Source organism: Telluria sp. ZB2R32 (assembly GCF_059685715.1).
The window spans coordinates 500,334-519,426 of record NZ_JCASIG010000004.1 but is presented as its reverse complement, the minus strand read 5'-3'; the positions used below and the strand labels follow the sequence as shown (position 1 = coordinate 519,426).

13 protein-coding genes are annotated in these 19,093 nt (G+C 62.5%); 6 read left to right on the top strand and 7 right to left on the bottom strand.

Translation table 11 applies throughout. The annotated features are described in order from the left end of the window. Positions 1–18: 18 nt before the first annotated feature. The 5 genes from cpaB to AC56LG_RS14730 form a co-directional block, all read right to left on the bottom strand. The gene (gene cpaB / locus AC56LG_RS14750) at positions 19–879 is read right to left on the bottom strand and encodes a Flp pilus assembly protein CpaB (RefSeq protein WP_497166823.1); all 861 of its coding nucleotides are present in this window, start codon (positions 877–879) and stop codon (positions 19–21) included. Further along, positions 876–2,297, bottom strand: a complete 1,422-nt coding sequence (locus AC56LG_RS14745; protein WP_497166822.1) for a DUF8689 domain-containing protein — start codon at positions 2,295–2,297, stop codon at positions 876–878. The genes cpaB and AC56LG_RS14745 overlap by 4 nt, the downstream gene beginning before the upstream one ends. Before the next feature lie 196 nt (positions 2,298–2,493). After that, positions 2,494–2,673, bottom strand: coding sequence for a Flp family type IVb pilin (locus AC56LG_RS14740; protein WP_497166821.1), 180 nt, complete (start codon positions 2,671–2,673; stop codon positions 2,494–2,496). A gap of 149 nt (positions 2,674–2,822) precedes the next feature. Beyond that, positions 2,823–3,356 carry an A24 family peptidase gene (locus AC56LG_RS14735; protein WP_497166820.1) on the bottom strand — a complete coding sequence of 178 codons (534 nt, stop codon included), beginning with the start codon at positions 3,354–3,356 and terminating at the stop codon, positions 2,823–2,825. 61 nt (positions 3,357–3,417) lie between these two features. Then, positions 3,418–3,597 carry a Flp family type IVb pilin gene (locus tag AC56LG_RS14730; RefSeq protein WP_497166819.1) on the bottom strand — a complete coding sequence of 60 codons (180 nt, stop codon included), beginning with the start codon at positions 3,595–3,597 and terminating at the stop codon, positions 3,418–3,420. A gap of 347 nt (positions 3,598–3,944) precedes the next feature. Here AC56LG_RS14730 and AC56LG_RS14725 point away from each other — a divergent pair, with 347 nt between their 5' ends. Then, complete coding sequence (locus AC56LG_RS14725) at positions 3,945–5,000, top strand: GGDEF domain-containing protein (RefSeq protein ID WP_497166818.1); 1,056 nt, start codon at positions 3,945–3,947, stop codon at positions 4,998–5,000. Here the strand turns inward: AC56LG_RS14725 and AC56LG_RS14720 are convergent. Further along, positions 4,997–6,217: a cyclic di-GMP phosphodiesterase gene (locus tag AC56LG_RS14720; protein ID WP_497166817.1), complete on the bottom strand. Its 1,221-nt coding sequence runs from the start codon at positions 6,215–6,217 to the stop codon at positions 4,997–4,999. The genes AC56LG_RS14725 and AC56LG_RS14720 overlap by 4 nt on opposite strands. Before the next feature lie 121 nt (positions 6,218–6,338). Here AC56LG_RS14720 and AC56LG_RS14715 point away from each other — a divergent pair, with 121 nt between their 5' ends. The 3 genes from AC56LG_RS14715 to icmF all read left to right on the top strand — a co-directional run bounded on the left by AC56LG_RS14715 (position 6,339) and on the right by icmF (position 14,409). Further along, complete coding sequence (locus AC56LG_RS14715; RefSeq protein WP_497166816.1) at positions 6,339–7,271, top strand: LysR substrate-binding domain-containing protein; 933 nt, start codon at positions 6,339–6,341, stop codon at positions 7,269–7,271. Positions 7,272–7,440: 169 nt separating this feature from the next. Then, positions 7,441–10,995 carry an indolepyruvate ferredoxin oxidoreductase family protein gene (locus AC56LG_RS14710; RefSeq protein WP_497166815.1) on the top strand — a complete coding sequence of 1,185 codons (3,555 nt, stop codon included), beginning with the start codon at positions 7,441–7,443 and terminating at the stop codon, positions 10,993–10,995. A gap of 129 nt (positions 10,996–11,124) precedes the next feature. Then, complete coding sequence (gene icmF / locus AC56LG_RS14705) at positions 11,125–14,409, top strand: fused isobutyryl-CoA mutase/GTPase IcmF (protein ID WP_497166814.1); 3,285 nt, start codon at positions 11,125–11,127, stop codon at positions 14,407–14,409. 33 nt (positions 14,410–14,442) lie between these two features. Here the strand turns inward: icmF and AC56LG_RS14700 are convergent, their stop codons facing one another. Then, positions 14,443–15,606, bottom strand: coding sequence for an FAD-dependent oxidoreductase (locus tag AC56LG_RS14700; protein ID WP_497166813.1), 1,164 nt, complete (start codon positions 15,604–15,606; stop codon positions 14,443–14,445). 129 nt (positions 15,607–15,735) lie between these two features. On the opposite strand from AC56LG_RS14700, the gene AC56LG_RS14695 reads away from it, so the two are divergent. Both AC56LG_RS14695 and prsT read left to right on the top strand, forming a co-directional pair. Next, positions 15,736–16,047 (top strand): hypothetical protein, encoded by a 312-nt coding sequence (locus AC56LG_RS14695; RefSeq protein ID WP_497166812.1) that lies wholly within the window; start codon positions 15,736–15,738, stop codon positions 16,045–16,047. Between the two features lie 262 nt (positions 16,048–16,309). Further along, the gene (gene prsT, locus AC56LG_RS14690; RefSeq protein WP_497166811.1) at positions 16,310–19,078 is read left to right on the top strand and encodes an XrtA/PEP-CTERM system TPR-repeat protein PrsT; all 2,769 of its coding nucleotides are present in this window, start codon (positions 16,310–16,312) and stop codon (positions 19,076–19,078) included. Positions 19,079–19,093 lie beyond the last annotated feature (15 nt).

Below are 19,093 nucleotides of genomic sequence, written 5' to 3'. Positions count from 1 at the left end.
CCTGACACGGTAAAGGGATCAGAGGCACTCTTGCGAGGAATGCAGGCCATTGATGACGGTGACGCAATTGCGGCGTACGGGTGGCGTGGCGACCCGGTGCACGATGGGCTTCACAGGACGGCGGGCCGTGGCGGCTGGCTTTGGCGCAGCCGGTTTGACGACTGGCGCTGCAACCGGCAGCAAGGTCAGTTTGGTGGCGCCCTCGGTCTGGGCCGATTGCGGATCGACCTGGTTACGCAGTGCCAATGACAGCGTTCCGACACTGCGCGCTAGGTCGAGTTTCTCGGCCTGTTCCGGCGTGACCTCGAGCGTGACGGCGTTCACCACGCGCGGCTTGGTTTCGTCGCGGTTGACTTCCTGTGCCACTGCCAGAACCAGAATGCGTTCGAGCACGATCTTCGAAATGTTTTGTTCGCGGGCGTTGGTTTCGGGCGTCGGATCCTTTGCAGTGCTGACGATGATATCCACGTAGTTTCCCGGCAGCGTAAAGCCTGCTACGCCAATGACGTCATTAACGCGCACCGTGATCGCGCGCTTGCCTTCGGTGATCAGGGCCGACAGACCGCCGAGCGTGCCCGCCGGCGCCAGCTTCGCTTCGCTTACCGGTTCGCCCGCCAGCATGCTGCTCTTGAGCACCCGGCCGGCCAGCTTCGCCGGATCGGTAAAGGCGCCCTTGGGTACGCTGTCGGCGGGCCATTCGGCGAGCTTGACCATTTCCGGTGTCAGGCGCTGGCCCAAGTTGATATCAGTCGCGGCGACCGCGATATGTCCGGCGCTGGCGGTCGGCTGCAGCAATAGCCAGCGTGAAGCGAGGATCACGGCGGTCAGGCCGAACAGGATGGCAATGGCCATCACGACAAGGGCGCGCTTGTTTTTCATGGTTCGATTCCTGCGACGGGGCACGGGGCCGGGGCGCTGCCGCTGGTGCAGATGCTGTTCCACGCCTGCTCCAGGGCAGCGATCGTCAGGCGGGGTTGGGTGCCGGCAAAACCGGCGAAGTCGAGCACACGGCCGAGCAGCTCGTGTGGATAACAAGCCAGCAGCGGGATGCCGCTGGCACGGTGCAGGCGTGTAATCAGGTGGTTGGCCACGGTCTCGTCGCAGTCGACGCCAAGCAGCCCACTGGTACGGCGCAGCAAAGCGCGGTAGGCCGGTTCGGTCAGTGGCCCGAGGTCGACGCGGTAAGCGATACGGCGCAGCAAGGCAGCATCGAACACGCTGGCCGGCGTCAGATCAGTGACGAGAACGAGCATCGCATCGAAAGGCATGGCTTCGCCATGTCCGTCGCTTCCGAAGCGGGCGGGACTGCCGTCGAGCATGCCACGCCAGGCCGCCAACAGCTCGGCCACAGGCGTACGCGCATAACCGAGATCGTCAAGCACGAGGATGCCGTTGTTGGCCTGCAGTTGCAGTGGCGCACGATGCGTACCGCTGGCGCGATCGACTTGCAGCGTGAGCATCGATGCCTCGAGTTCCGCGCCGACATGCACCAGCGGGCGTTGGCAGATTGCCCAACGTGCATCGCAACTGCGGCGGTCTTCCTGATGACGTCCCAGCGGCAACGGCGCTGGATGGCGCAGCGGATCGTGGAATGGAACAATGTGCCCTCCGATCAGGACCGCGTACGGCACCGCGACCGCGCCCGGCAGCAAGCGCGCCAGCTTGCGTGCCAGTGTTGTCTTGCCGCAGCCGGACGGACCGTGCAAGAGCAGCGGACGTTGCGCATGCAGGGCTGCGCCGAGCAAGCTACGCAAAGATGGATCGAGACCGTCTTCGGCCATGACGGCGGCCAATTCCGCTGGCGTCAAACGGCCGATGGAAGACGACTGCGCTCCTTGAGGTTTGGCGTGGCGCAGCACTGGCTGGCGCAGGGATTGGCGCGCTACCATCGCGTGGTAAGCAAGTAGCGTCACCGGCGCAGGTCCGATATAGCTGCACTCTGCCAGACGAGCAAGCGCGGCAGGTTCGCCAATGGAGGTTAATTGATACTGCACATCGATGTCGGAATCGCCGGACCATGCCACCTCAACCAGCTGCTCGGCCGTCATGGCAACCAGCACTTCACGCAGCACGCTGACGGAAAGACGCAGTTTTCCTGACAACAGCGGCAGTGGGGCACGGCCGGTAACATGAAGCATTTTGAGCACGAGCGTAGTCAGGAGTCGCAGATCGAGCCCGGTGTCGCTGACGGTCCGTGGCTGGCGCGGTAGGATCGCTGTCACCTCTGCCTCACCGGCTGGCGCCGAAGAGGTTGCAGACACCGTACCGGATGCTGCAAAGGACAGCGTTTCGTTCATCGTCTTTCTCCTAGCATTCGTAAGGAAAATTCCCTCGGAATATTGAATTCATTCTAGCTACCGGGTCTTTCTGGCCATTGAGAAGCAGCAAGCGGTTACCTTCTTGGAAATAACGTTCTGCCAACATCAAGTGCATGGGCATGCTTGATGTGGTTCAAAAAGCCCTCCAGGCATATTTGGAGGGCAATCCATCTCATTACGGATTTTTCATTTTCGTCACGACACTCGTGAATGTCGTATTGATTTCACTCCCCAACGCTTTGGCGGTGGCCGCCATTGCAACGCCGATCAGTGCAGCAATCAGGCCATACTCGATGGCGGTAACACCGTCTTCGTCAGCGATGAAAGCTTGCACTGCGGTAAGGATCGTTTTCATGACAAACTCCATATGGTGGTTTATGAGGACGATCTGCAGCGATTAAAAAATTTTCCTACTTGCCATCCTCGCTCGGTCATAGCCGCTGCAGTGAGTTCACTATAAGATATGATTCCCTAAAGAAACTTGACTGTAAGCAAGTTATTTCTTCAATGAAAATATCGATCTCCCACTAGCCAGAGCGCGGCCACCGCAATTGCCAGCCCGTATGGCATGGCGCCGGCACTGGGTCGCACCTGCGTTGCCGCCTGCACGGTGGGACCGATGCGCAACGTCGGCAAAAGCAGGCTGCGCACATTGGCATAGGCATCAGACCAGCGGCGGGTAAACAAGATCATTACCAACGCCATGACGCCCCCTACGCACCAGGTCAGGATGCACGCTTGCGCTGTGTCCGCCGGCCCAAGGAACAAGCCGACAGTCGCCATCAGCTTGACGTCGCCGGCAGCCATGCCGCGCACGACATACAAGGGTAGGAAGAGCGCAAACCCGACGAGCGCGCCACCTAGGGCGGTGCCAATGGCGGGCAACACAGGCGCCGTGTCGGCCAGGTGCAGACCCATTACGGCGCACCAGGCAAGCAGTAGGAAGAGATTGGGAATTTTGCGGATCGCAAGATCGGTCGTCGCCGCGCTAACAACGAGAATAGTCAAGAACAGGTCGAGCCAAAGTGGAATGGGCATGATCGGACTCCCCCAAAAAAAAAGCCCTCCGGACCGAAATCCGGAGGGCACAACTACTTAATTACTGACCTTTCAACTTGTTGACGACAGTTTGAAAAGTCGTGTTGATCTCGGAACCCAGTGCCGCGGCAGTCGCTGCCATTGCGACACCGATCAGCGCAGCGATCAGGCCGTACTCGATGGCAGTAACGCCGTCTTCGTCAGCGATAAAAGCTTGCACAGAGGTAAAGATCGTTTTCATAATAAACTCCAATGGTGGTTTATAAGAACAACCTGCAGTGGTCGTCAGCTTCCTTGACGCAGCTAACTGCGCTTTGTCGTTTCCGCTGCAGTGAGTTCACTATAAAAGATGATGCTGTACAGTAAGTTGACTGTAAGCAAGGTTTCCGCGTGGAATTAATTACCTCCTAAAAACATTGATCCAGATCGTATGTATCCGCATGGGCTGCCGATCAGGGTAAAAATGCAGGCGCAAATATTGCTCGGATAACAAAAACCGATTATGCTGTTTCGCTTGCTTCTGGGAAATTCGTGCATGGCGACAGTCTTGGGAAGCAATGGCGGGTTGATTACATTTCTGAGAACGACATGCATTCCCTTCTAAGACACATGGTGGACATGACCGGCCACCGCGACCATGCAATGCTCGACATCTCGGTGGTGGCGGCAGTGCAGGAACTGGCTGCCGCTGCCCAGACACGCGTGTTGTCCATCTCGACCGCCGGCGTATGCCGCTACGTGCGGGTCCGCGCCAGCATCGTCATCGGCGCCAGTGCCCGCGTCGAAGACTTGCACGACAACAGTACGCCCGGCGAGCCGCTCGACGCCTACCCGGAACTGGCAGCCTGTCTGGCGCGCCATGACACCAGCGTCGAAGCCTGCGGTCCCGGTTGCACCCGCACCTTATGGCTGCCGATCTGGTGCGGAGATAGGGCCGATACCTGCCTCGAGATCGTGCGCGACGCGCCCTTCCCGGCCGCCACCATTCACATGGTGGCCGGTATCGTCGGCGTCTACCGCAATTTTCAGAATTTGCTCGACTACAGCGAACGCGATTCGCTCACCGGCCTCCTCAACCGCAAGACCTTCGAAGACCAGCTCGCACGCATGCTGCAATGCCCGGCCGAGCCCGAGCCGCCGCTGGCGGGCCTGCCGGAACGGCGCTGCAGCGGGGGAGAGAAAAGCGGTGGTGAGGAACAAGGATGGCTGGCCGTGGTCGATGTTGACCATTTCAAGATGGTGAACGACACCTTCGGCCATCTGTATGGGGATGAAGTGCTGATTCTGATCGCCAACCAGCTGCAGGCATCGTTTCGCGCCCAGGACCGCGTGTTTCGCTTCGGCGGCGAAGAATTTGTCGTGCTGCTGCGTGCAACGACGCTGGAGAATGCGCGCCGCATCATCGACCGCTTCCGCGGCAATGTCGCCGCGTACCAGTTTCCGCAGGTGGGACGCGTGACGGTGAGTGTCGGTTTTGTCAGCCTCAGCCCCTACGACTCGCCCGTGGTCACACTGGGCCACGCCGACCAGGCGCTGTACCACGCCAAGACCCATGGCCGCAACCAGGTCTGCCATTACAACGAACTGGTCGAGCGCGGATTGCTGCAGACGGTGACCTCGAACGACACCGCCGAGTTTTTTTAAGGAACCAGCAGGAACTTGTCCGGATCGACGCGCCACGTCTCCGGCGATTCGTGACGCACGATCTTGTCGCCGCCGCCAAAGCCGAACGCGCGCGACAAGTCCAGCAGCTCCGGGCGGATGTACGTCTGGCTGCGGGTATTGAAAAACACGTTGACCTTCGGCGTGAGCAGGTTGCTCTCGTGCGGCTCCACCACCACGCCGAGGCGGCCCGACTCGAGCATCACCATCGTACCCACCGGATAAATGCCGACGCAGCGCATGAATTCCTGGGTCAGGCCCGGATCGAAGTGGAACTTGCTCCACTCGTACAACTTGCGCAGCGCGTCGGCGGCCGGCATGCCCTTGTGATAGCAGCGGTCCGAGGTGATCGCATCATAGACGTCGACGATCGCCGCCATCTGCGCAAGTTCCGACATCTCCGTTGCGTTCTGCATCTCCGGGTAGCCGCTGCCGTCGCGCCGTTCGTGGTGGTGCAGCGTGATGTCGAGGGGAATGGCGCCGATTTCCGGGGTCTGGCGCAGGAAGTCATAACCGTCGCGCGGGTGCCGTTTGATGACCGCGAATTCCTCGTCGGTCAAGCGGCCGGGCTTGTTCAGGATGGCGTCGGGCACCAGCGCCTTGCCGGTATCGTGCAGCAGGCCGCCGACGCCGGCCTGGTAAATCGTATCCTCGTCCATGCCGCGCGAACGGCAGAATGCCACCAGCAAGGTGCACACGCTGACCGAATGCAAAAAAGTGTAGTCGTCCTTGGTCTTGATGCGCATCAGGCTGAGCAAGGCGCCGCTGTTGCGCAAGATCGATTCGGTAATGTTCTGCACCACCGGCGCGACGTTTTCCGATTGCACCGCCTTGCCCAGGCGCGCGTCCTGCATCACGGTGCGCACCAGGTTGACCGCCTGGCGCCGGATGCCGACCGCACGCTGCATCTCCTCGCCCAGGGTACTGCGCACCGGTTTCATGGGCTTGCCGGCGATCGCCGTCACTTCCGCTTCGGTTTTCGCCTGCGCTTCGGCCAGCGTCGGCGCTTCCCGTACATCGAGCCCTTTCGAACAATCGATGACGACGTGGCGAATCCCGGCGCGGGTGATCTTGCCGATCTCGTCTTCGCTGGCCAGGACGAACCGGGCACGCACGAAGGGGTGATCCATCCAGCCGCAGTCGAGGTCGTGAATGGCCATGCCGACGCGCAGCTGGGAGGAATCGATTTTCTTGAGCATGCCAGGATCCGGCGATATGGTAATCTCCGCCACCGCGACGGAAGGCCAAGTATATTCAATTTCATTTCCTTACATAAACTTTTCGTCTTGACGTGTTGTAGCCCGGCACAGAATAGTCTTTATGGAATTACGCCAACTCCGCTATTTCGTCGCCATCGTCGACCACGGTTCGCTGTCACGCGCAGCCCTGGTGCTGCACGTGGCGCAGCCCGCGCTGACCCAGCAGTTGCGCCAGCTCGAGGTAGAACTCGGCGCCCAATTACTGCACCGTTCCACACACGGCGTACTCAGCACCGATGCCGGAAAAATTTTTTACGAACACGCCCAGGCGATCCTGAAGCAGGTTGCCGATGCGCGCGCGGCCGTCACCCAGTCGACCACGCGCCCTTCCGGCAGCGTCACCCTCGGCCTGCCCCACAGCATTTCCGGGGCCCTGGCCTTACCCCTGCTCATCGCCGCGCGTGCCACCTATCCGGAAATCACCCTGCAATTGACCGAGGAAATTTCCGGCAACCTGATCGAACAGCTGAAATCGGGCCGCCTGAATCTCGCCGTCCTGTTCGACGACGGCCAGCTCGGCGGCTTCGAAGCGACGCCCCTGGTCGAAGAAGATTTGTTGTACATCTGCCGTGCCGATTCCGCTGCAAGACCGCAGGGAGCGGCAATCACGCTCGCTGCCGCGCTCGGCACCACCCTGATCCTGCCGGCCCAGCAGCACGGAGTACGGCCACTGATCGAGGGCGCGGCGGCCAGCGCAGGCCTGGCGCTGAGTAAACTGATCGAAATCAACTCGATTGCAATCTTAAAATCCGCCCTGCTGGCCGATATGGGCGCCACCCTGCTGCCGCTAGCCCCGCTGCGGATGGAGATCGACAGTGGCGCATTGGCCGCGATTCCGATCGAGAATCCGCCAATCCGGCGCAGCGTCACCCTGTGCGCCTCGCGCAATATCCCGCTGACGAATGCGGCAGCGGCGATCAGCCGCCTGGTGCAGCAAGTGACCGAAATGCTGTGTGCTGATGGCGGCTGGCCCGGCGCGCGGCTGTGCGAATAACAGGTATCATTTTTTCTTATACCCCCATCCGCAATCCGTATTTCCCCTGCCGGCACGCAGCCCCTACACTCCACGCGCCCGTTGCCAACCGCGACAAACTTCCGTCTCCAGCGCGCCTACCCGGCGCAGCGGCCAAGGCGGAAATCCCTCGATCACCCATGGAGTCCGTATGCCCGATACCGTCGCGCCGCAAGCCGCGCAGGATGCAACCCCGTCCCGTTTGACCACTGTTACCCTGGACGACAAATACACCGCGAAGTCGGGCAACATCTTCCTGTCGGGTATTCAGGCCCTGGTGCGACTGCCGATGATGCAGCGCGAGCGCGACGCTGCCGCCGGCCTGAACACAGCCGGCTTCGTCTCCGGCTACCGCGGCTCGCCGCTGGGCGGTTTAGATGAAACCCTGTGGAAAGCAAAGGGCCACCTGGAAGCCAGCCACGTCCAGTTCGTGCCGGGCGTGAACGAAGACCTGGCCGCCACCGCCGTCTGGGGTACGCAAACGGTCGACCTGATCGGCCCGACCAAATACGATGGCGTGTTCGCCATGTGGTACGGCAAGGGTCCAGGCGTCGACCGCTGCGGCGACGTCTTTAAACACATGAACCATGCCGGCACCAGCAAGAACGGCGGCGCGCTGCTGGTGGCCGGCGACGACCACGGCGCATATTCCTCCACCCTGCCCCATCAGTCCGACCACATTTTCTCGGCCTGCATGATCCCGGTGCTGTACCCGTGCAACGTCCAGGAATACCTCGACCTCGGCGTGCACGGCTGGGCCATGTCGCGCTTCTCCGGCTGCGCGGTCGCCTTCAAAGCGCTGGCCGACACCGTCGAATCGAGCGCCTCGGTCGACGCCAACCCGCACCGCGTGCAAGTCAAACTGCCGCGCGATTTCACCATGCCCGAAGGCGGCCTGAATACGAAATTGTCCTCGGTGCCGCTGGGCCAGCAGGCGCGCAATCAGGAAGCGCTGATGCAGGACTATAAGATCTACGCGGCCCTGGCCTACGCGCGCGAAAACAAACTGAATCACACCACGATCGACAGCCCGAACGCCAAGCTCGGCATCATTGCCTCCGGCAAATCCTACCTCGATGTGCTGGAAGCGCTGGAAGAACTGGGCATCGACGAAGCCATGGCGGCCAAGGTCGGCTTGCGCCTGTTCAAGGTCGCCATGATCTGGCCACTGGAACCCGAAGGCGTGCGCGAATTCGCCCAGGGCCTGGACGAGATCCTGGTGGTCGAAGAAAAGCGGCAAGTCGTCGAATACCAATTGAAAGAACAGCTGTATAACTGGCGCGACGACGTGCGTCCGCACATCATCGGCAAGTTCGACGACAAGGGAGAATGGGTCGCGCCGCGCGGCGACTGGCTGCTGCCGCCGAAGGCCGACTTCTCGGTGGCGCAGGTCGCGCGTGTGATTGCCGGCCGCATTGCGCGCCTCGTCAACGACGAAACCACGCGCGACCTGATCAAGGCACGTCTCGCCTTCCTCGATGCGAAAGACGCCGTGCTGCAAAAGGCGATCACCACGCCCTTCCGCCCGGCGTTTTACTGCTCCGGCTGCCCGCACAACACGTCGACCAAGGTGCCGGACGGTTCCTTCGCGCTGGCCGGCATCGGCTGCCACGTGATGGCGACCTCGATCTACCCCGAGATGAACAAGCTGACCACCCACATGGGCGGCGAAGGCGCCCCCTGGATCGGCCAGGCCGCGTTCTCGAAAGTGCCGCACGTGTTCCAGAACCTGGGCGACGGCACCTATTTCCACTCGGGCTACCTGGCCGTGCGTGCCGCGGTGTCGGCCAAGGTCAACATCACCTATAAAATCCTGTACAACGACGCCGTTGCCATGACCGGCGGCCAGCCGGTCGACGGCCAGACCTCGGTACCGATGATCGCCCAGCAGATGGCAGCCGAGGGCGTGAAACGCATCGCCCTCGTAACGGAAGACCTGTCGCGCTACACCGACCGTTCCGCCCTGCCCGCCCTGGTCACCCTGCACGACCGCAAGGAGATGGACGCCATCGGGCGCGAACTGCGCGAGCTGCCGGGCGTTTCCGTCATCATCTACGACCAGACCTGCGCCGCCGAAAAGCGCCGCCGCCGTAAAAAAGGCGAGTTCCCCGACCTGCCCAAGCGCATGGTCATCAACGAAGCCGTCTGCGAAGGCTGCGGCGATTGCGGCATCCAGTCGAACTGCGTCTCGATCCTGCCGAAAGAAACCGATTTCGGCCGCAAGCGCACCATCGACCAGTCGTCCTGCAACAAGGATTATTCGTGCACCAAAGGCTTCTGCCCGAGCTTCGTCACGGTCGAAGGCGGCACGCTCAAGAAAAGCAAGACCGGCATCAGCAAAGGCGATGACGATGGCTGGGGCGTGCTGCCCGAGCCGATGCTGCCGAGCGTCGAGCATCCGTACAACATCCTGATCAACGGTATCGGCGGCACCGGCGTCATCACTGTCGGCGCGCTGATGGGCATGGCCGCGCACCTGGAAGCGAAAGGCGCTTCGGTGCTCGACATGACCGGCATGAGCCAGAAGAACGGCTCCGTCACTTCGCACGTGAAAATCGCGGCGACGCCGGAACGCCTGCGCGCCCAGCGCATCGCCACCGGCGAAGCCGATCTCGTACTCGGCTGCGACATGCTGACCACCGGCGCCGCCGACGCGATTTCCAAGATGCGTCCGGGCCGCACGCTGGCCATCGTCAACCTGCACGAGCAGCCGACCGGTACCTTTGCCCAGAACGCCGACTGGCAGTTCCCAGCGGCAGATGTGCGCGGCCTGATCGTCGAAGCCGTGGGCGACGCCAGCGGTGCCGACTTCGTCGATGCCACCAAACTCGCCACCGCGCTGATGGGCGATTCGATCGCCACCAACCTGTTCCTGATGGGGTACGCCTGGCAGAAGGGCCGCATCCCACTTACCGAAGCCTCCCTGATGCGCGCGATCGAGCTGAATGGCGTCGCCGTCGCCTCCAACAAGAAGAGTTTTATGTGGGGCCGCCGCGCCGCGGTCGATGTCAAGCGCGTCGAAAAAATCGCGACGCCGGCCCAGGCCGTGCTGGTGCAGATGCCGCAAAGCCTCGATACGGTCATCAAGAAGCGCATCGAAGCGCTGACCGCCTACCAGGACGCGGCCTATGCCGGCCAATACGCAGCGCTGGTCGAGCGCGTGCGCGCGGCGGAAACCGCTGCGGGCCTGGGCAACAAACTATCGCTGGCCGTCGCGAAGTACTACTTCAAGCTGATGGCCTACAAGGACGAATACGAAGTGGCGCGCCTGTACACCGACGGCCGCTTCCTGGAACAGGTCAAGTCCCAGTTCGAAGGCGATTTCAAATTCAAATTCAACCTGGCGCCGCCGCTGTTCGCGAAAAAGGATGCGCAGGGCAACCTGGTGAAAGCCGAATTCGGCCCGTGGATGCTGGGGGCCTTCAAGGTGCTGGCCAGGCTGAAAGGCTTGCGCGGCGGTGCCTTCGACGTCTTCGGCCGCACGCAAGAGCGCAAGATGGAACGCGCACTGATCGTCGAGTATCGCCAGATGATCGAAGCGTTGCTGCCTTCCCTGAGCAGCGCTTCGTATGCGACCGCCGTCGAGCTGGCGAACCTGCCCGAACAGATCCGCGGCTTCGGCCACGTGAAGGAAAAGGCGGTTGAGGCCTTCCGGGTGCGCAAGAGTGAGCTGCTGAGCGGCAGCGTCATCAAGCGCGCCGCGTAATCATTAACGTTGTACCGCGTGGAGTCAGGACTCCACGCGTTCACTCGTTTGATCGAACTTGACGTTAACGTTAACGTCATATACCGTACAAGACGAACCTGTCCGCCGTCCGACTTCTGAAGGAACCCCATGAACGACATCACCACCGCTGCCAAACTCGAGCTGCAAGAGCCGAAGCTCGCCAACAAGGTCCGCTTCGTCACCGCCGCGTCGCTGTTCGACGGCCACGATGCCTCGATTAACATCATGCGCCGCATCCTGCAGTCGAACGGCGTCGAAGTCATCCACCTCGGCCACAACCGTTCGGTCGACGACGTCGTCACCGCGGCGCTGGCCGAAGACGTGCAAGGCATCGCCATTTCCAGCTACCAGGGCGGCCACGTCGAATACTTTAAATACATGATCGACCTGCTGCGCCAGCGCGGCGGCGCCCACATCAAGGTCTTCGGCGGCGGCGGCGGCGTGATCGTGCCGAGCGAGATCGAAGAACTGCACGCCTACGGCGTCACCCGCATCTTCAGCCCGGAAGACGGCCAGCGCATGGGCCTGGTAGGCATGATCCGCTCGATGATCGAAGCCTGCGACATCGATTTGTCACCCTATGCGCCGACCAGCATCGACGCGCTCCAACACGGTGACATCGCCGAACGCCACCGCCCGCTGGCCCAGCTGATCACGGCCCTCGAAAACGGCAAAGCCGACCCGGACCTGCGCAGGCAGATCGTCGAAGCGGCCGATACGCTAAAAGTGCCGGCGCTGGGCATCACCGGCACCGGCGGCGCCGGCAAATCCTCGCTCACCGATGAACTCATTCGCCGCATCCGCCTCGACCAGAACGACCGCCTGAACATCGCTGTCATCTCGATCGACCCGTCGCGCCGCAAGTCGGGCGGCGCCCTGCTCGGCGACCGCATCCGCATGAACGCGATCAATCCGTGGAACAGCCAAGCGCGCGTCTTCATGCGCTCGCTCGCCACGCGCGAAGCCGGCTCCGAGATTTCGCACGCACTGCCGGACGTGATCGCCGCCTGCAAGGTCGCCGGCTTCGATCTCGTGATCGTCGAGACCTCGGGCATCGGCCAGGGCGACGCCGCCATCGTGCCGCACGTCGACGCCTCGATGTACGTGATGACCCCGGAATTCGGCGCCGCCTCGCAGCTGGAAAAAATCGACATGCTCGATTTCGCCGATTTCATCGCCATCAACAAGTTCGACCGCAAGGGTGCGCAGGACGCGCTGCGCGACGTCGCGAAGCAGTACCAGCGCAACCGCGAACTGTGGTCGCACAGCCCGGAACAGATGCCGGTGTTCGGCACGCAAGCCTCGCGTTTCAACGACGACGGCGTCACCGCCCTGTATCACGGCCTGCTGCCGAAACTGGCCGAACTGGGCCTGCAAGTGGCGCCATCGAAGCTGGCCGTGCCGGAGCAAAAGCATTCCAGCGGCAAGAACGTGATCGTGCCGCCGGCGCGCGCACGCTACCTGGCCGAGATCGCCGACACCGTGCGCGGCTACCATCGCAATACGACCAAACAGGTCAAACTCGCGCGCGAGCGCCAGCAACTGAGCGAAACGAAACGCATGCTGGCTGCCGCCAACCGTGAAGTCGTATTGGACGACCTGATCACCGAGCGCGACAACGCGATGGACGCCGGCGCCAAGAAACTGCTGGCCATGTGGCCCGACATGCAGGCCGCCTATGCCGGCGACGATTACGTGGTCAAAATCCGTGACAAGGAAATCCGTACCCGATTGGTACAAAAAACCCTGTCCGGCACCACCATCCGCAAGGTCGCGCTGCCGAAGTATGAAGACCATGGCGAAGTGCTGCGCTTCCTGATGCTGGAAAACGTGCCGGGCTCCTTCCCCTTCACCGCCGGTGTGTTCGCCTTCAAGCGCGAAGGCGAAGACCCGACCCGTATGTTTGCCGGCGAAGGCGATGCCTTCCGCACCAATAAACGTTTTAAACTCGTGTCGACCGGCATGGACGCCAAACGGTTGTCGACCGCCTTCGACTCAGTCACCCTGTACGGCGCCGACCCGGCACTGCGCCCTGACATCTACGGTAAAGTAGGCAACTCGGGCGTCTCGATCGCCACCCTCGATGACATGAAAGTGTTGTACGACGGCTTTGATTTGTGCAGCCCGAGCACCTCGGTCTCGATGACCATCAACGGTCCGGCGCCGACCATCCTGGCGATGTTCATGAACACGGCGATTGACCAGCAGATCGACAAGTTCGTGCTTGATAACGGCCGCCAGCCGACCTCCGACGAAGCGCAGAAGATCAAGGAATGGGTGCTGGCGAACGTGCGCGGCACCGTGCAGGCCGACATCCTGAAGGAAGACCAGGGGCAAAACACCTGCATCTTCTCGACCGAGTTTTCGTTGAAGGTGATGGGCGACATCCAGGAGTATTTCGTCCACCACCAGGTGCGCAATTTTTATTCGGTGTCGATCTCGGGCTACCACATCGCCGAAGCCGGCGCGAACCCGATCTCGCAACTGGCATTCACCCTGTCGAACGGTTTTACGTTTGTCGAAGCCTACCTGGCGCGCGGCATGCACATCGACGATTTCGCGCCAAACCTGTCCTTCTTCTTCTCGAACGGCATGGACCCGGAATACACTGTGCTGGGCCGCGTCGCCCGCCGCATCTGGGCCGTGTCGATGCGCGACAAGTACGGCGCCAACGACCGCTCGCAAAAGCTGAAATACCACGTCCAGACTTCGGGCCGCTCGCTGCACGCGCAGGAGATCGATTTCAACGACATCCGCACGACCTTGCAGGCGCTGATCGCGATCTACGACAACTGCAATTCGCTGCACACCAACGCCTACGATGAGGCCATCACCACGCCGACCGACGAATCCGTGCGCCGGGCACTGGCGATCCAGCTGATCATCAACCGCGAATGGGGCCTGGCCAAGAACGAAAACCCGAATCAGGGCTCGTTCATCATGGACGAACTGACCGATCTCGTCGAAGAAGCCGTGCTGCAGGAATTCGAGCGCATCGCCGAACGCGGCGGCGTGCTCGGTGCGATGGAAACCGGCTACCAGCGCGGCAAGATCCAGGAAGAGTCGATGCTCTACGAGCACAAGAAGCATGACGGCTCGCTGCCGATCATCGGCGTCAACACCTTCCGCAATCCGAAAGGTGCCGAAGCCCCGGCCACGATCGAACTGGCGCGCTCGACCGACGACGAAAAGCAATCGCAGCTGACGCGCCTGGACGCCTTCCACACCGAGCACGCGGCAGAAGCACCGGCCGCGCTGGCCGCCCTGCAGCAAGCGGCGATCGACAACCAGAACGTGTTCGAAAAATTGATGGACGCCGTGCGCGTCTGCTCGCTGGGCCAGATCACCACCGCCCTGTTCGAGGTGGGCGGGCAGTACCGCCGCAACATGTAAGCGCTTGCGCGGCCGTCTCCGCAGCGGCCACCTTTAATCCCTCCGCAACGCTCCCACGGCGTCCGGAGGGATTTGTTTTAGCGACGCCGCCGGTGCCGCGATGCTGCGGTACATGAGGTGCGGGATGCCTGGCAGTTTTAATCCCAGCGCAAACAGCAAGTCGCGCCACAAGCCGGTGCCGTCGGCCTGGAAGCACGGGGTCAATGCACGGCTCAATAGCTGGTAGTTGCGCACGGCGCACAGGCGCTCGCCGGAATAGGCGGCGGCGCCCGCAATCGGGCCGTGCTGGCCGACCGCGTTTGCCAGCGCCAGCGCATCCTGCACCGCCAGCGTGCTGCCCAGGCCGAGCTGGGGGCTCATCGCATGCGCGGCATCGCCGATCACGCACACCGGGCCGCCTGCCAGGCGCCGGGCGCGCGCATGGTGGTAAGTAGCGAGCGTGAACTGGTCATGGCTGACGATCTGGCCGATGACAGGTTCCGCTTGCGGCCACAGTGCGCGTAATTCCTCCTTCCACGTATCGATGGCGCCTGCCTGCCAGGCGGCGTACCCGGTGCACGGCAGACTCCAGAACATCGACAGCCGCAGCTTGCCGTCCACCCGCGCCGTCGGCATCAGGCCGAACATCTGGCGCGTGCCGCGGTAGCGCTGCTCGAGCAGCGCCTGTCCATCCCAGTCGGCGACGTCGAACATCGCCCACAGTGCGCCCCATTTGTAGACGGTCGATGCCACCGCCAGCCCGGCCTGGGCCGGCAAGGTGGACGCCGCGCCATCGGCGATCGCAACCAGATCGAAGCTGGCGGCGTCAAGCCCATGCAGCGTCGCGCGCGCGCCCTCGACCGTGATCCGCTCCACCGCCGCACCGTAGCGGATGCGCACGCCCAGCGCCAGCGCGGCATCGAGCAGCACTTGCGACAGCGCCGCCCGGCTCACGCCGCGCGCTTCGCATGCCTCGTACGGAATGTCGACCAGGGTCCAGTTGCGGTGGCAAGTCCCGAGCAGGCGCGTCACCGGTATGCTCGCCGCATGAAAGGCAGGCCCGACGCCCAGCGCATCGAGGGCGGCAATTCCCTGCGGCTGGATCAGCAGGCCGGCGCCGAGCGGGCGCAACGCCGCGTGTTTTTCGAAGACCGTCACCGCGTGGCCGGCCCGCGCCAGGGCAATCGCACTCGCCAGGCCGGCGGTGCCGGCCCCCACGATTCCAATATCCAGAGAATTTCTTTTAGGCATCATCATGCCATTCTAGACGAGCCGGGAGCAGCACGTGCCGCTCCCTTCGCCCTACCTGCTCTAGAATAAGGACGAGACCGATCACTGGAACCCGCCATGCCGATCAAGCCCGACGACCTTGCCGCCCTGATGCGTGAAGTCGAACTGGAAGACCCGATCGATTTCGCCGACCTGCCGTTCGCCGAAGAAGATTTACGTGCGCTGGTCGCGAACCACCTGTGCGAGATGGCGGCATCGATGGAAAATTTCAGTACCGAAGACCGCCTGCTGACCCTGCTCGCGGTGTCCGCCAAGCTCGTCCTCGAAAATCTGGTGCTGCATGTCCAGTTGCTACGGCGCCATGGCTTACCGGTCAGCGAAGACGTAGAGGCCCTGCTCGGACGCCTGCGCAAGGGAGAGAGCGAATAAGCTTGGCGCTGTTCCCTTACTGTTTGTCACAAATTAAGCGTGGTAATTCAGGCGGACTCGGCGCAAGCTAGCGGGCGCTGCGCTCCGCGCATGGTCGCAACGTAATTAGTGCCAATAGGAAATCGTTTGTCTACAACGGTAATTCAAAATGCAGTGATTTCTACGGTTATCAAGCTGTTCCTTAAGGTATTATTGTTGGCTAGGAAACTTGTCGCCGGGTTTTTCCCGGTCGGCATCCAGCATGTCAAACCCTGAGGAAACCATGTCCCGTAACCAGATCAAATTTACTGCTGCCGTCGTTTCGGGCGCACTGCTGCTCGGCGGCTTGACGGCCTGCAACCGCGACCAGTCCACCGAAAGCCTGCTGGCCGAGGCCAAGCAATACCAACAAAAGGGCGACGAAAAGGCTGCCCTGATCCAGCTGAAAAATGCGGTGGCGAAGAGCCCCGAGGATGCCGAAGCACGCCTGCAGCTCGGCACCCTGTACCTGGAGACCGGCGACGCCGTGTCGGCCGACAAGGAATTGCGCAAGGCCGCCAGCCTCGGCATGGCGCCGGCGCGTACCCTGCCGCTGCTGGCCAAGTCGCTGCAGAACCAGGGCAAGTTCAAGGAAATGCTCGACGAGATCAAGCCGGAACTGGCCGCCAACTCGGCGCCCCTGATGGCGCTGCGTGGCGACGCCCTGCTCGCCACCGGCGACACCGATGGCGCCAAGGCAGCCTACGATGCGGCGCTGGCGCTCGATCCGAACAGCGGCGCGGCCCTGACCGGCCTGGCGCGCCACTCCCTGATCAAGAGTGACAAGGAAACCGGCCAGCGTTACCTGGCCGATGCGGTCGCCAAGGACAGCAAGAATCCGGACGTCTGGATGTTCCAGGCCGGCATGCTGCGCGGCTTGAACAAGCCCGACGAAGCCCTGGCCGCGTTCGACAAGGTGCTCGCCCTGCGTCCGCAAGACCGCAACGCGAACCTGGAAAAAGCCTATATCTACATCAACCAGAAGAAGTTCGCCGAAGCGCGCACCGAGATCGAAGCGGCGCGCAAGATCGCACCGAGCAGCCTGCTCGTCACCTATGGCCAGGCCCTGCTCGAATACAACGAAGGCAAGAACAAGGAAGCGCGCGAATCGCTGCAGCGCGTGCTGAAAAGCGCGCCGAACCACATGCCGAGCGTGCTGCTGGCCGGCGCCGTCGAACTGAACCTGGACTCGGCCCAGCAAGCGCAGTTGCACCTGCGCAAGTACCTCGAAGCCGATCCGAAAAACATGTATGCGCGCAAGCTGCTGGCGCAGGCTTACCTGAAAGGCGCCCAGCCGGGCGAAGCGGCCGCCGTTCTGGCGCCGGCACTTACCGATTCGAAAGACCCGCAATTGCTGGCGCTGGCCGGCGAGTCCTACATGCAGGCGCGCGAGTTCGGCAAGGCGACGGCCAACCTCGAAAAAGCAAGCCAGCTGGCGCCGAACGTCGCCGTGCTGCGCACCTCGCTGGGCATGTCGCGCCTGCAGCAGGGCGATACCGCCAAGGGCATCGTCGAACTCGAACGCGCCACCGAACTCGATCCGAAGTCGGAACGCGCCCTGGCGGCGCTGGTGCAGGCCGAACTGGGCCTGAAGCACTATGACAAGGCGCTGGCAGCCGTCAACAAGCTCGAGACGCTCAAGCCGAACGAGCCGCAGACCTACAACCTGAAAGCCAGCGTGCTGGTCGCCAAGGGCGACGTGCCCGGCGCCCGCGCCGCCTTCGAAAAGGCGCTGCAAGTGAACCCCACCTTCTTCCCGGCCGCGGCCAACCTGGCCAAGCTCGACATGATCGAGAAGAAGCCGGAAGCGGCCCGTAAGCGCTTCGAGGCGATCCTGGAAAAGGACAAGAAGAATTTCGGCGCCATGGGCGCGCTGGCCGAACTGGCGATGTTCGAGAAACGTCCCGAAGAAGCGACCACCTGGCTGGAGAAGGCGCAGGCGGAAAATCCCGATGCGATCGCGCCGGTCCTGAAACTGGGCAGCCATTACCTGATGACCAAGCAGGAGAAGAAGGCGCTGACGCTGGCACGCAAGTTCCAGACGACCAACCCGACCAGCCCGGAGATGATGGACCTGCTCGGCCAGGCCCAGCTGGCGAACAACGATCCGCAAGGCGCGCTCGACAGCTACAGCAAGCTGGTCAACATGGCGCCGAAGTCGGCGCTGGCGCAAATGCGCCTGGCGCAGGTGCAGGGTGCGCTGAAGAACGAGACCGGCGCGGCCGAGTCGCTCAAGAAGGCCAACGCGCTGGCACCGAACATGCTGCAAACGCGCGTCGCCCAGGTCGAACTGGCGATGCGCCGCAACCGCCTCGACGAGGCAATGACGCTGGCGCGCCAACTGCAACAGGATACGCCCGGCTCGCCGGTCGGTTTCCTGCTCGAAGGCGACATGCAGAAGGCGCAGAACAAGCCGGCGCTGGCCCTGGCCGCCTACGACAAGGCGTTCGCCATCACCAAGCAGGGCGCAGTCCTGCTGCGCAGTGCCCAGGCGATGCGCCAGATGGGCAAGGAAGCCGAAGCGAACGCGCGCGTCGCCCAGTGGGCCAAGGCCCATCCGGAAGACCTGCAAGTGGCGATGTACATGGCCGAGGCGCACCTGGCCGCCCGCGAATACAAGCCGGCTTCGGTCCTCCTGGAAGACATCATCAAGCGCGCACCGAACAGTGGCCCGGCGCTGAACAACCTGGCCTGGGCTTACCAGCAGCAGAAGGATCCGCGTGCACTGGCCACGGCCGAGCAGGCATACAAGGTGGCCGGCGAGCATGCTGCCGTGATGGACACGCTGGGCTGGATGCTGGTGGAACAGGGCAATACCCAGCGCGGCTTGCCGCTGCTGCAAAAAGCCGCCGCCACGCCGCTGGCGACGCCGGAAATCCGTTATCACCTGGCGGTCGCATTGCATAAATCGGGCGACAAGACCGGCGCACGCAAGGAACTGGAAACCCTGATTGCGCAGAACAAGCCGTTCGCCCAATTGGAAGAAGCCCGTTCGTTGCTTAAAACCTTATAAGCGTCTACTATCTAA

Bases quoted from the DNA above. Each gene is read 5' to 3' on its own strand.
- prsT (WP_497166811.1), top strand. From the start codon at position 16,310: ATGTCCCGTAACCAGATCAAATTTACTGCTGCCGTCGTTTCGGGCGCA.
- AC56LG_RS14715 (WP_497166816.1), top strand. From the start codon at position 6,339: ATGGAATTACGCCAACTCCGCTATTTCGTCGCCATCGTCGACCACGGT.
- AC56LG_RS14695 (WP_497166812.1), top strand. From the start codon at position 15,736: ATGCCGATCAAGCCCGACGACCTTGCCGCCCTGATGCGTGAAGTCGAA.
- AC56LG_RS14745 (WP_497166822.1), bottom strand. From the start codon at position 2,297: ATGAACGAAACGCTGTCCTTTGCAGCATCCGGTACGGTGTCTGCAACC.
- cpaB (WP_497166823.1), bottom strand. From the start codon at position 879: ATGAAAAACAAGCGCGCCCTTGTCGTGATGGCCATTGCCATCCTGTTC.
- AC56LG_RS14730 (WP_497166819.1), bottom strand. From the start codon at position 3,597: ATGAAAACGATCTTTACCTCTGTGCAAGCTTTTATCGCTGACGAAGAC.
- AC56LG_RS14725 (WP_497166818.1), top strand. From the start codon at position 3,945: ATGCATTCCCTTCTAAGACACATGGTGGACATGACCGGCCACCGCGAC.
- AC56LG_RS14735 (WP_497166820.1), bottom strand. From the start codon at position 3,356: ATGCCCATTCCACTTTGGCTCGACCTGTTCTTGACTATTCTCGTTGTT.
- AC56LG_RS14720 (WP_497166817.1), bottom strand. From the start codon at position 6,217: ATGCTCAAGAAAATCGATTCCTCCCAGCTGCGCGTCGGCATGGCCATT.
- AC56LG_RS14740 (WP_497166821.1), bottom strand. From the start codon at position 2,673: ATGAAAACGATCCTTACCGCAGTGCAAGCTTTCATCGCTGACGAAGAC.
- AC56LG_RS14710 (WP_497166815.1), top strand. From the start codon at position 7,441: ATGCCCGATACCGTCGCGCCGCAAGCCGCGCAGGATGCAACCCCGTCC.
- icmF (WP_497166814.1), top strand. From the start codon at position 11,125: ATGAACGACATCACCACCGCTGCCAAACTCGAGCTGCAAGAGCCGAAG.